7 protein-coding genes are annotated in these 13,957 nt (G+C 38.0%); all 7 read left to right on the forward strand.

Going from position 1 to position 13,957, the window contains the following annotated elements; genetic code table 11:
• Positions 1-21: 21 nt before the first annotated feature.
• The 7 genes from LVD16_RS17850 (at position 22) to LVD16_RS17880 (ending at position 13,707) form a co-directional block, all read left to right on the forward strand.
• A complete protein-coding gene (locus tag LVD16_RS17850) occupies positions 22-933 on the forward strand; it encodes a glycosyltransferase family 2 protein (RefSeq protein WP_233769641.1) in 912 nt (303 codons plus the stop codon).
• A gap of 18 nt (positions 934-951) precedes the next feature.
• A complete protein-coding gene (locus LVD16_RS17855; RefSeq protein WP_233769642.1) occupies positions 952-1,632 on the forward strand; it encodes a class I SAM-dependent methyltransferase in 681 nt (226 codons plus the stop codon).
• Positions 1,633-1,638: 6 nt separating this feature from the next.
• Positions 1,639-2,754 (forward strand): glycosyltransferase family 4 protein, encoded by a 1,116-nt coding sequence (locus tag LVD16_RS17860; RefSeq protein WP_233769643.1) that lies wholly within the window; start codon positions 1,639-1,641, stop codon positions 2,752-2,754.
• A 44-nt stretch (positions 2,755-2,798) separates the two neighbouring features.
• The gene (locus tag LVD16_RS17865) at positions 2,799-4,394 is read left to right on the forward strand and encodes a hypothetical protein (RefSeq protein ID WP_233769644.1); all 1,596 of its coding nucleotides are present in this window, start codon (positions 2,799-2,801) and stop codon (positions 4,392-4,394) included.
• A gap of 213 nt (positions 4,395-4,607) precedes the next feature.
• Positions 4,608-6,866 (forward strand): PKD domain-containing protein, encoded by a 2,259-nt coding sequence (locus tag LVD16_RS17870; RefSeq protein ID WP_233769645.1) that lies wholly within the window; start codon positions 4,608-4,610, stop codon positions 6,864-6,866.
• Between the two features lie 134 nt (positions 6,867-7,000).
• On the forward strand, positions 7,001-12,289 hold the full coding sequence (locus tag LVD16_RS17875; protein ID WP_233769646.1) for a PKD domain-containing protein: 5,289 nt from the start codon (positions 7,001-7,003) through the stop codon (positions 12,287-12,289).
• A 5-nt stretch (positions 12,290-12,294) separates the two neighbouring features.
• Positions 12,295-13,707 carry a PorP/SprF family type IX secretion system membrane protein gene (locus LVD16_RS17880; protein ID WP_233769647.1) on the forward strand — a complete coding sequence of 471 codons (1,413 nt, stop codon included), beginning with the start codon at positions 12,295-12,297 and terminating at the stop codon, positions 13,705-13,707.
• Positions 13,708-13,957 lie beyond the last annotated feature (250 nt).

Raw genomic sequence — 13,957 nt, forward strand, 5'->3', positions numbered from 1 at the left:
ACTATAGAAATCATTGAAGAAATGTCATCACAAGAAAATAACAATATATTAGTTTCAATTATTACTGTCGACTATAACGGTCATGAAATGACCTTTGAGTTTTTAAAGTCTATTAATCAGTATCTCTCCGATCCTGAAAAAATTGAGATTATTATTGTTGACAATGGCTCTAAAAAAGACTACTCAAAAGAATTTAAAGAATTAAATTCCACTGTAAAGGTCATAAGAAGTGAAGAGAATCTCGGCTTCTCAGGTGGCAACAATTTAGGTATTAAAGAGGCCAAAGGTGAATTTCTTTTCTTTGTAAATAATGACACAGAGTTCACAGAAGGTCTTGTTGATACCCTTATAGATACCCTGAGGAAACATCCTGACGTAGGAGCTGTAAGTCCGAAGATCAAATTTTATGACACTCCCGAAATTTTGCAGTATGCCGGATTTGCGCCGTTCAATTTCTACACTGGTAGAACTAGAGCCATTGGGAGTTTAGAAAAAGACAATAACCACATACCATCAGGATACACTAATAGCCTTCATGGTGCAGCAATGATGGTTAAAAGAGAAGTTATTGATAATGTGGGTTTTATGCCTGAAATGTTTTTCTTATATTACGAAGAGTGGGACTGGTGCCATCAGATTAAAACTCATGGCTACAAATTATATTATGAGGCGGGTGCTAGCATTTTTCATAAAGAAAGTATGTCTACAGGTAAGAATAGTCCACTAAAAACTTATTATATTACGAGAAATAGAATTTTATTTGTAAGAAGAAACGCCACATTTTGGCAAAAATGGTTTTTTACTGTCTATCTTATTTCAGTAGCTATACCAAAAAATACATTAGAATTTATCCTGGACAAGAACATATCGAACCTGAAATCCTTTTATAAAGGAGTGTTTTGGAATCTGAACAATCGAAAACTAGTCAGTTAACCAAAAATTCACTTATTAATGAAAGAAAACATGGAATTAACCGCAAAACCCGAAAGTTTGGATTATGAAGAAGGTTATCATACCAAACGTCATGGCAACCACAGTAAAATCGATTATTATGAAGCCAGAGCAAAAATAGCTCTGAAGAAATTCTTTTCCACAGTTGACACCAAAGACTCCAAAATACTGGACTACGGTTGTGGACTAGGACAAAACATCTACTACCTTGAAAATGCCAAAGGTTATGACATTTCTGAGTATGGTCTTGATTTTTGTAGACAAAAGGGATTAGATGTAACTAACAACCTTGAAGACTTGAAAGATGAAAGCTTTGATGTTGTTTTTTCTTCTCACGTGCTGGAACACCACCCCTACCCTAAGCAAATGATTGAGGAAATGAAAAGTAAGCTAAAGCCCGGATCAAAGCTTATTTTGGTAATTCCATTTGAAAAGCATGGTAAAGGAACTTACAAACTAGATCTGAACCAGCATCTTTATATGTGGAATTTCCAAAACATCAACAATCTACTTATCTCATGTGGCTTTCAAATAAATAAAAACAAATATCTCAGAGGAGCTGCTTACAATAAATTATTATTCTTAAACAAAATAAGTTTTGGCTTATATAGTTCCATGACCAACATCGTTTCAAGGCTATTTGGAATTAAAGAAATGATGGTAATTGCGACGAAGCACTAAATTTTAATGGCAAAAAAAATCAATATCTTAGAAGCTATCCGTCAAGGTCAGATAGGTGGAGGCGAGAGCCATGTCCTTGATTTGGTGGAAGAAATGAACAAATCATTATATAACCCTACAGTACTTTCCTTTACAGACGGCCCCATGGTGGACCGATTAACGGGTCAAGGGATTAAATGTGAGGTTATTCCATCCACCAAACCCTTCGATCTTAGCGTAATTGGTAAAGTAAAAAAACTACTGATTGATAATAAAATAGATATTGTACATGCACATGGAACAAGGGCATATTCAAATGTGATTTTTGCGGCGAGAGGTTTGAATTTGCCTATTGTTTACACTATTCATGGCTGGTCCTTCCACGATGATCAAGGTAAATTAAAAAATTTTATAAGTAAATTTTTTGAAGGTTATCTCACATCAAAATCGAAACTTAATATTTCTGTATCTGAATCTAATCAGTTAACAGGTAAAGAAGCAATCAAAAAGTTTGATTCCGTGGTCATTAACAATGGTGTCAACTTTAATAAGTTCGATAAAGATGCAGACTACATAGATATCCGAAAAGAATTGGATATTCCTTCCGGTGACACCCTATACGGTTTCATTGCCAGAATAACCATCCAAAAGAATCCACTGGTGCTAATTAAAGCATTCAAAAAACTCTCCGATAAACATGATGATGTTAAATTATTGATGGTTGGCAATGGAGACATGGAGGATGAAATGAAAAGTTTAATTCAAGAACTTAAGCTCGATGGTAGGGTTCTTGTTCAAGATTTCAGATCTGATGTGCCCGATATTCTGAATGCTCTGGATGTATTTTGCCTGCCATCACTGTGGGAGGGCCTCTCTATTGGTCTATTAGAAGCTATGGCTATGGGAAAAGCTATTATATCCACACAGGTGGATGGTACTAAAGAATTAATTCAAACGGGAGAAAATGGTCTATTGGCCGAGGCTAACAGTGTAGATGACTTGTTTTTGGCTCTAGAAAAACTACATTTAGACAAACAACTTCGAGAGAAGTTGGGCGAACAAGCATACATCACTGTTAAGGAGAACTTCAATGTCGCTTCGATGGTAAGGCAAGTTGAAGGTCTATATGAAGAAATTGCCTAGTTAAAGTAGGTAATAATTAATTTAGTACCTGAAAATGAAAGCTTATGAAGCATCTGATGCTATCTTTTTGTCTGGCTTTAATTTCCTTAGTTAGCAAAGGTCAAAGTTCTAATACCCCAGTTTATAAGGGTACTACAAGCCTAGACATGGGTTTTTATCAGTACCTTCCTGACGGTTATAATACAGAATTAAATAAGACATTCCCAGTACTAATATTTCTTCACGGTATTGATGAAAAAGGTAATGGAACCACAGAGCTTTCCAGAGTAGAAAAGCATGGCCCGCCCAAACTGATATCACAGAATCAGGATTTCCCATTTATCGTCATTTCACCTCAAAACGTGGGTGGCTTTTTTAGCCCTGAGCAAACTAGGAATCTTATTAAATACGTAAAAGACAACTACAGAGCTGATCTCAGTAAAATATATCTGACGGGAATAAGTGCCGGGGCCATGAGCGTATGGAACTATTTAGGTAAATATAGCTCAGATAATGACGTTGCAGCAGTAGTCACGATAGCAGGGAATGCCAATTCACTCAGAGACGAAGCCTGTAAGTTTAAGAATATCCCTATCTGGACATTTCATGGTGAAGATGATAATATTGTAAATGTAGGTGGTAGCGTAAATATTGTAAATGCCATCAATAACTGTGAGCCTAAACCTAAAGTGCCTGCAAAAAGTACTGTCTATCCGAATACAGGGCACGACTCCTGGACCAAAACCTTCAATAAATCAGCGGGTTATGATATATTTAGTTGGCTGTTGAAATATTCTAATCCTGCTTACAGTAATTGGAAAACCAAACAATCAAGCAGAACATCTGGCACCCGAACAATAGTTAATAAAGGATGTGAACTGGTAACACCACTTCCAAAGGCTTTGCTTGAAATATCAGGAATAGAAGTTTATAATAACTATTTCTGGGGTCATAATGACAGTGGCAATAGGCCTTATATATTTAAATTTGACTCAGCTGGAAAAATAATTAGCCTTCATAAGATACTCAATGCCGCAAATTATGATTGGGAAGACATTACGCAAGACAAAGATCATTTCTACATAGCTGATATCGGAAACAACACTAACAGTAGAAAAGATTTCCAGATTTATATTATTAATAAGGATGATCTTAACAATGAACGTATTAGTGCTTCAAAAATCAACTTTACTATTCCTGATCAGAAAACTTTTCCTGCTACTGAGCAGGAAAGCAATTTTGATTTCGAAAGTGCTGTATTTTTAAATGATTCTATCTATATATTTTCAAAAAACCGCACGAATCCTTTTAATGGAGAGTGTGTATCTTACCAAATTCCAGCTAAAGCAGGGACATATGAAGCCGTAAAAAAAGATAGCATATACCTCGGAAAAGGTAATATGATCCAATTTTGGGTAACAGCAGCAGCTTTGAGTCCATCAAATAAAAAATTAGCTCTACTCAGCTCTGACAAACTTTGGATCTTCCAAAACTTTAAAGGATCTGATTTCTTCCAAGGAGATATTATCCAAATCAATCTCTCTACTATAACACAAAAAGAAGCCATCTCATTTGCAGATGAGGAAACCATATATATTGGCGACGAAAATTTCCGCAATATCAATGGTGGAAATTTATACGTTTTAAAGCTAACTGAGTAATATTTTCCACACTTTTCGAGTAGTTCCTACCACACTTCCACACCACTCAAAAACAACTGACGGTCCATATTTGTAATTCGTCGACGTTTATGAGCACTTCACTATTTTGATTTAAACAATTATATCCCTCACTATATATTTGTATTAACCTAAATAACTGATCACTCCAACTCTATTTGTGTTATTCTTTAATTTACTAAACTAAAAGTAATAATGGTGAGACTATTTCATTTTTTGGTTGGCTTGGTATGCATTTTTTTAACTGCGCAAACGGTACATGCTCAAAATGTTAAACATCCTAGAGGAACAACAGCTAGTCCTTATGGCTATCTGGAACACCTACCTCCAGGGTATGAAAGTTCTAACGAACTGTTCCCAGTAATTTTATTTTGGCATGGATATGGTGAAAAGGGCGACGGTAGCGCCAGTCAATTAGACAGGGTAAAGAGACATGGTCCTCCTGCCTTAATTGAAAACGGCTCGTGGCAAAATGTTTCTAATAACATTCCTTTCATAGTAATTTCTCCACAAAACTCTAATGGTTTTGCTAGCCCGGCGCTAAATGATGATATGATAGACTATATCATTGAGCATTACAAAGCCGATCCTAACAGAATTTATATGACTGGTCTAAGTGCTGGTGGAATGAGCGTATGGAATTACATCAATCAGTATCAAGATAAAGTAGCTGCTGTTGTACCTATAGCAGGTAATGGAAACGCCACCAGGGATAACGCTTGTTCTTATAGCCACATTCCAGTATGGGCTTTCCATGGTGATGCTGACGGTACAGTATACCCAGGAGGCTCTATTAACCCAGTGAATAGCATAAATAACTGTAATCCAGTGGAGCGTGCTAGAGTTACAATATACAATGGTGTAGGCCACGACTCTTGGTCAAGAACTTATAACTTATCTGGAATGAATAATTACTCTGACCAGTATGATCCTTATAACGAGAACATCTACGAGTGGATGATGGCACATTCTTTGAACAGCTCCAACGCTCCTCAAGAACCAGCTCCTAATAACGCTCCTGTAGCTAATGCTGGTAATGATAAATGGATGACTCTTCCTTTGAACACAATTAATATATCAGGCTCTGGTACTGACTCTGATGGATCTGTTACAGCATATAACTGGACTAAAATAAGTGGTGGGAACATCACGCTTACAAACAGCTCACAACCTGAGTTAGTTGTTCAAAACTTTGCTGCAGGCACTTATGAGTTAAGATTAACAGTAACGGATAATGATGGTTCCTCTAGCTCGGACAATATGACGCTTCATATTTATGAAGGCGCAAATGAAGCTCCGGTTGCTAACGCAGGTGCGGATAAATGGGTTACATTACCACTTTCGTCTGTAAAAATAGCAGGATCTAGTTATGATGCTGACGGATCTGTTACTAAATACAAATGGACAAAAGTAAGTGGAGGTAACATTACTTTAAGTAACGAAACATCTTCAGAGCTTACAGTGCAAAACTTTGTTGCAGGCGCCTATACTTTAAGATTAACAGTAACGGATAACGATGGTGCCACTCACTCAGATGATATGACTCTGAATGTAGCAGCAGCTCCAAATGTAGTTGAAAATAAAGCTCCATGGATCGACAGAATTGATGATATACAGGTGAGATTACCACAAAGCGAAGTTTCTGTAACTGCCAGCGCTCATGATTACGACAATGGCTATATCACTAGCTACGTATGGACACAGAGAAATGGAGATCCTCTTACTCTGGTAAATGCAAATACTCAAACTCTTACTTTAAGAAATCTTAAAGAAGGTGTATATAGATTTAGACTTACAGTATATGATAATGATGGCGCATATTCACTAAGACATTTTGAATTAGCAGTAGCAGGTAATGGTTCTACTTTTGATGAGATTGTTCCAAACAGACCACCATGGATAGATGCTATTTCAGATACATATTTATCACTTCCATTAAATAGCGTAACTATCCATACAAATTCACATGATTATGATGATGGAGAAATTGTAAGCTACTCTTGGGAACAAAAGAGAGGTGATGAAAGTGTAGTAATGACAGGGATTAACTCCCCTACTCTTACGGTTTCAAACCTTAAAGAAGGATTCTACAGGTTTAGAATTAAAGCCACTGATAATGAAGGTGCATATTCAATAAGAGATGCTGAAATCTATGTAAGCTCTTCATCGAGCTCAGCCAGAGTATCAATGACTGAAGTTACTGAAGAAGTTGAGAACGCAGAGTTTAGTGTAGCATCATATCCTAACCCAGTAAGAGACATCCTTACAATGTCTACTACCAAGGCCTGTAGATACAAGTTGGTAGATCTTAATGGAATGGAGCAAAAAGTGGGAGAGCTTGTAGAGAATGAAACTGTTCAGCTCGATTTGAACAATCTTTCACCAGGAATATATGTGCTATTAGCAGAGAATGGTGAAGAGAGAATTACTAAAAAGATAATGCTTAGTAAGTAAGTTTTAGTAAAACCTCACTTTTTTAAACGAGACAAGCATAAAAGGCCTAATTTAAGGCCTTTTATGCTTGTCTCGTTTTGTTTTATTTGCTTATTTTATATGTTGAAATTACAGCCAAACTCCTAGCAATGAGAATGTTTCGTTCAGTAACCTTATTGGTGCTCTTTTTTTATATTAGCACTTATTATAATACTAGTTATGCACAGCTAACTAATCGACCAAAAGGGACCACTGATTGCTATTTTGGCTATGTGGAGTACCTCCCCCCCACCTACCATGATGATCCGAACAAACTCTTTCCGGTAATCTTATTCTGGCATGGTTTCGGAGAAAAGGGAAATGGAACTACTGAACTTGGCCGAATCTATAATAATGGCCCAATTCGATTAATAAATCAAGGAAAATGGCCTGTTGCTAACCCTGATGGTGAGTTACCCGCCGAAGAATTTATAGTTATAGCGCCTCAGAATTCTGGAGGTTTCGCTAACCCAGATCATAACGAACACACCATCAATTATATTATAGATAACTATAAGGCGGATCCCGATAGAATCTATATGACTGGCCTTAGTGCTGGAGGTATTTCAACATGGAACTATTTAGGTAAGTATTATTCCACCATTGCAGCAGCTATTCCTATTGCAGGTAATGGCAATACAGTAAGAAGTCAAGCATGTAATTTCAAAAATATTCCTATCTGGGCATTTCATGGTGATGCGGATGGAACCGTAACTGTAAATGGATCTATCAATCCGGTAAACAGTGTAAATGCCTGTGTACCACCGCCAGACATTCCTGCTAAAGTCACGATATACCCAGGTGTTGGACATAATTCATGGTCTATGACCTATAACTTAGGTGGAATGAACAATCTATATTCACCGAGTTATGATCCTTATGATATAAGCATTTACGACTGGTTGCTTCAACAAACCAGAGGGATTTCGTCCCCAATTGCTAATGCGGGGCCTGATATCACTTTAAATTTACCCCTGAATAGTACAAACATTAACGGCTCAGGCACCTCTCCCGGAGGTAGCATAACCTCTTATCAGTGGACTAAAGTAAGCGGACCTACTCAATTCACACTTTCCAACGCTACCATACCTGTAGCCACCGTAAGTAATATGGTTGAAGGAATTTATACCTTCAGACTCACTGTCACGGACAATAATGGCCAGACAGACAGCGATGATATGCAAATCATTGTAAACAATATCAACCAATCTCCAACAGTAAATGCTGGTAGTGATATAATACTTACTCTCCCGGTTAATAGTGCTACTCTAACAGGAATAGCATCAGATGTTGATGGAAATATTTCGAGCTATCTCTGGGAAAAGAAAACAGGTCCAGCCGCAACACTTTCTGGTGTTAACACAGCCATACTGGAAGCTAGCAACCTGGTTGAAGGGACTTATAATTTTAGACTTACGGTAACCGATGATGATGGCGCTTCAAGTTTTGATGAAGTACGTATTACAGTGAATGCAGCTGCAGCAAATATTCCCCCTGTAGCTAATGCTGGCACTGACCAAATTATAAATTTACCAGTGTCAACAGCTATATTAACTGGTATTGGAACTGATGCCAATGGAAGTATAGCATCTTACTCATGGGAACAGTATTCTGGCCCTTCAGAATCTGTCATATCCAACGCCTCTTCTCCTACAGCTAACGTAAGCGGTTTGGTAGAAGGTATTTATACTTTTAGGTTAACAGTAACAGATGATGAGGGTGAATCTGACTATGATGACGTACAAGTAACTGTCATAAGTGTCAATGCAAACCCAACCGCCAATGCCGGTATTAATGTTACTATTACCTTACCAACAAGTACAGCTACATTAAGTGGAAGTGGTTCAGATAGCGATGGAAGTATTGTAAGCTATTCATGGCACCGAATCACCGGGCCCACTACTTTCAATATCACCAATGATGACACCCCTACGCCTACACTAACGAATTTGGTAGAAGGAACTTATAACTTTAGACTGACAGTTACTGATGATGATAACGCCACTGGTATTGATGATGTATTAATTATTGTATTACCAGCTCCTGTTAATAACCCACCAGTAGCAAATGCAGGACCTGACAAGTGGATTACATTGCCTACCAACAGCACTAGTTTTAGTGGAAGTGCCACTGATAGCGACGGTTCAATTACCACGTACCAATGGCAAAAAACTGCTGGACCTGCTAGCTTTACCCTCAGCGGTGAAAATACCAGTACACTTACTGTCTCAAATTTAACTGAAGGGACCTACACATTCCGTCTTACAGTTACAGACAATGACGGTGATCAGGGTACAGATTTGGTCTCTGTAACTGTGAATCCAACCATTGTAAATCAAGCTCCAGAAGTTAGTGCAGGTCCTGATAGAAACATTTCATTACCACAAACTTCACTCGCTCTTAATGGAACAGCCACGGATGCTGATGGTTCTATCACCATAATTGCCTGGACTCAAAGTTCGGGTCCAACTAGTTCAACTATTAACAATGGTAATACTCTTACACCAACTGTTAGCGGATTAGTGGCAGGAACATATCAATTGCAGATAGAAGCAACCGACAATGATGGCGCATCCTCAAGCGACATAATGAGAATTAATGTATCTCCTGAGAATCTTGCACCTAATGTATTCGCTGGTAATGATGTAGAGCTAACTCTTCCTACCAACTCTACTTCAATTACAGGTGTAGCCACTGATGACGATGGGTCTATAATATTTACCAACTGGACTCAAACTTCCGGGCCTGCGGCCACCATGGACATTACTGGCAATTTACTCAGCTTATCCAACCTTACTGAGGGTTTTTATACTTTTGAATTTAGCGCATCTGATGATGATGGGGCAGAAAGCTCTGATAGAGTAAATGTTCGTGTAAATAGTGTGAATGCTTTACCTGTTGTAGATGTGGGACCTAACAGGCAAGTACAATTACCTACGAACACCATAAATATTACTGGAAGTGCCCATGACCCTGAGGATGGAGCTCTGACCTATAATTGGACTAAACATAGCGGCCCTACCGTAACCATGGAAAATATCAACACCGCTACCCTCACTTTGAAAGATCTTGTTCAAGGTATTTACCTGATTAGATTAACTGTAACTGATCCTAATGGTGGAAGTGCCTATGATGAACTTACCGTTACCGTATTACCAGAAGAGGAAAACCACGCGCCAGTAGCAAATGCTGGTCCTGATAAAAACATTACCTTACCTCAAAATTTTGTAAACCTAACTGGTTCTGGCTCAGACTCGGATGGCTCAATCGTAAGCTATAGATGGACTAAAAAATCAGGCCCTGCCCTTACCATTTCTAATCCTAATACACCAACCTTAGCACTAACTGGATTATTAGAAGGTACTTATATATTCACTTTGGAAGTAACAGATGATGATGGAGATAAAGGCACTGATGATGTAAGAGTTATTGTGAACCCTGAAATTGTCAATGAGGCGCCAACTGCCAACGCAGGTGCAGATAAAAATGTGTTACTACCTAAAAACAGCATTACTCTAATTGGTTCTGGATTCGATCCTGACGGAAGTATATCGAGCTATCAGTGGTCTCAAGTTTCTGGTCCTAATAATGTCTCATTTACAGGTGCAAATCTGGCATCAGTAAATATTTCAGGCTTAATAGAAGGTGTTTATGTGATCAAACTTACAGTTACTGATAACGAAGGTGCTACTGATGAAGACCGGGTTAGAATAACCGTGTTACCTGCTGACACTAATGTAGATCCAATTGCTAATGCTGGACCTGATATCAATATTTATTTACCTACTAACAATATCAACCTGGCCGGATCTGGATCTGATGTTGACGGCACTATCGCTAGCTATCAATGGTCACAAATTAGTGGTGATGCAGGAATTACCTTGAACAATACCACAACACCTATTTTATCGGCCTCTGGTTTGGTAGAGGGAATATTCATTTTCAGCTTAACTGTAACTGATAACGACGGTGCTTCTCATTCTGACGAAGTGAGAGTACAAGTTTTCTCCGAAGAAACCAATCAAGTGCCTCAAGTAAATGCCGGAACGGACAAAACCATAATATTACCTAATAATTCACTACAAGTACAGGCTTTAGCTAGTGACGCTGATGGAAGTATTGCTACTTATCTTTGGGCTCAAAGAAGTGGTCAAGCCGCCACGTTATCATCTACATCAACTGCAAAATCAACTATTGGTGACCTGGTGGAAGGCGTTTATTTGTTTAGAGTAACTGTAACTGACGATGATGGTGCACGTAACTTTGATGAGATAAAAATCACAGTATTACCGGCTGGTGCAAATGAAAAACCTAACGTAAATGCAGGTTCTGATTTGTCAATTAAATTACCGACAAATACAGTTACGATTAATGGGATAGTAAGTGACCCTGACGGAGAAATAGCTTCTATAGAATGGGATAAAATTCAAGGTCCTCCATTAACATTCAGTGATGCAACTAATGACACTACAACGCTGACAGGACTTTCAGAAGGATTGTATAAGCTTAAATTAATTGCAACTGATGATGACGGAGCTACTAATGAAGATGAAATGTCAATTACCGTTCTTCCTGCTTCGGCCAATTTGAACCCTGTAGCTGATGCAGGTGCAGATATTATTATTGACATCAATGATGGACCTGTAAATATACTGGGATCAGGATCTGATCAGGATGGCTCAATTACCACCTATGCATGGGAGAAATTATCTGGCAGTAATATAGACCTGTCAGGTACAGACTCGCCTACTTTGACTATCAGTGGGTATTCTGAAGGTACATATCAGATTCGTTTAAGTGTTACCGATAATGACAATGCCATTGATACTGATGTAGTTCAAGTGATAGTTACTAACGAACCTAACCCTGTCGGTCCTATTGCTCATGCTGGTGACGACGCCACACTTATTTTACCCGATAGTACTTACACTCTAGAAGGTTCTGCTGAGACAGAAAGTTTAATTGACTACTATACATGGAGACTAATTTCTGGCCCTGAGTTAAATGGCTTACCAAGCACAGAAAGAATCACTCCACTAAAGTTTGGGTTTAAAGGCACTTATATTTTACAATTAGAAGTTGGAGATGTAAATGGACTTCAAGCTACTGACGAAATTACTATTGTAGTTAAAGATGGATTAGACGGCAATGACTTTCCTAAATTATTCACTCCGAATGGGGATGGAAATAATGATACCTGGATTATTGAAAACCTGGAGAATGTAGAAGGTTGTGAACTTGTCATTTATGACAAATATGGTAAAAAGGTATACGAAGTAAATGGCTATGATAACACTTGGGATGCGACTTTGAACGGCACTCAGCTGGAAGAAGGCCCTTACTACTATGTTTTTAAATGCGAAGATGGACAAAAAATATCTGGCGGCTTACGCGTGATAAGATAGACATTATGAAAAAGGCTTTAACAATTTCATTTATAGCAATATTCGGTATGATTGCCTGGTCATCCAAAGCGCAAGAATTACCTGTATATAACCAATTCTATTTTAACCCATACCTCTACAACCCTAGTTTTGTAGCAAATAGTGGCAGAAGTGAAATTAATGCTACTTATAGAAAACAATGGGTAGATATTGGCGATGCACCTGAAGTAGGTGCTTTAAACTTTCAATATGCCACCAAGGGTAATGTCTCTTTGGGATTATCGCTTCAAAGTGAAAAGTCCGTTCTTCTAAGGTCTGATTTCGGTTTTGTTACTTTTGGATACAAAGTCCCATTTCAAGGTGATGACCACTATGTGAAATTTGGTCTATCAGGCGGAGTGATCCATAATACTCTTGATGTAGAAGCACTAATAGCTTCTTCCGGTTCCGATATACTAAATGATCCCGCTGTGATCAATGCTCTGGATGACTCATATAATTTTGCCAGTCAATTTGGTGTACATTATAAACTTAAAAACCTTACTCTGGGATTTGCTCTACCACAACTTATCGAAAATAAAATAAACACCGGCGGTGACATTACAGATGTGGAATTTTCCAGTATGGATCAGAAGATAATATCTGCAAGCTATGATATTGAGTTAAGCCCCTTTATTAGCTTCACTCCCACTGCTGTGGTGAGATTAGTCAATAAACAACAGAACCAAATGACCATGATGGGTATAGTGAATTATAAGGAACTCATCTGGGCTGGTGCAGGATATAGATATGATTATGGCCCATTGATGTATCTTGGCCTAAAAGTTACTGATGCCCTACAGTTTGGCTACTCATATGAATTCAATGGTGTCGGATCTAATTCTTTTTCAAGTGCTAGTCATGAAGTTCATCTAAAATTCAGATTTAAGAAGAAATCAAAACAAAATATTATTGTTGCTGAAGACAAAACCACTTCTCCTATCACTGTTGCTGAAAACACTGAAGGAGAAATTATTGAGGAAGAAATACGTGAAGAAGAAAACTCTGTAAACCCTGGCACCACAACTGAGGAACCAATCGCAACTACAGAAGAGCCAATTGAAGAAATAACTCCCGCAGAAGATCAATTAAATACATCAGACGAAGGATCGTTTATCGAAGATAACCATTCTAACACAAAAGAAATACCTGAAATGACTCCAGGTGGATTCTATGTGATCATAGGTGTTTATAAAGATAAAAACAATGCTCTGGCCTATACGCAGAAAGTCACTAAAGCTGGGTATCCAGCCCAAATATCTTACTACAGTAAAAAGAATAAATATTACGTTTATTTGTACAATTCTGTATTTAAAGACAGTGCTCAGCGGATGAGAAAAGATATTTCCAGAAAAGATCTATTTGAGTTTAAAGATGCCTGGGTGTTAGAAGTAAAATAACAAATTAACATCCTCCAGGAATTCTTATACTTCTCAGAATACAGATGAGATTATGCTGAAGAATCGCTAGGGGCAGCTAAATCATAATTGACTGAATATTATATTTAGGGGGTCTTTAGTTGAGCCGCTAGCAGGGGATAATAGCAAAACGAGCTCATTGAGTTTCATACATTTTGGACTGACATTTCAAATTTAACACTCAAATATATCAGGTTACCAAGGTAAAATTAATACTAACCTAAAGCTTTGA

The organism is Fulvivirga ligni (assembly GCF_021389935.1).
GTDB lineage: Bacteria > Bacteroidota > Bacteroidia > Cytophagales > Cyclobacteriaceae > Fulvivirga > Fulvivirga ligni.

Excerpts from the sequence above, each read along its gene's own strand:
- LVD16_RS17880 (WP_233769647.1), top strand. The coding sequence starts at position 12,295 with ATGAAAAAGGCTTTAACAATTTCATTTATAGCAATATTCGGTATGATT.
- LVD16_RS17870 (WP_233769645.1), top strand. The coding sequence starts at position 4,608 with ATGGTGAGACTATTTCATTTTTTGGTTGGCTTGGTATGCATTTTTTTA.
- LVD16_RS17860 (WP_233769643.1), top strand. The coding sequence starts at position 1,639 with ATGGCAAAAAAAATCAATATCTTAGAAGCTATCCGTCAAGGTCAGATA.
- LVD16_RS17850 (WP_233769641.1), top strand. The coding sequence starts at position 22 with ATGTCATCACAAGAAAATAACAATATATTAGTTTCAATTATTACTGTC.
- LVD16_RS17865 (WP_233769644.1), top strand. The coding sequence starts at position 2,799 with ATGAAGCATCTGATGCTATCTTTTTGTCTGGCTTTAATTTCCTTAGTT.
- LVD16_RS17855 (WP_233769642.1), top strand. The coding sequence starts at position 952 with ATGAAAGAAAACATGGAATTAACCGCAAAACCCGAAAGTTTGGATTAT.
- LVD16_RS17875 (WP_233769646.1), top strand. The coding sequence starts at position 7,001 with ATGTTTCGTTCAGTAACCTTATTGGTGCTCTTTTTTTATATTAGCACT.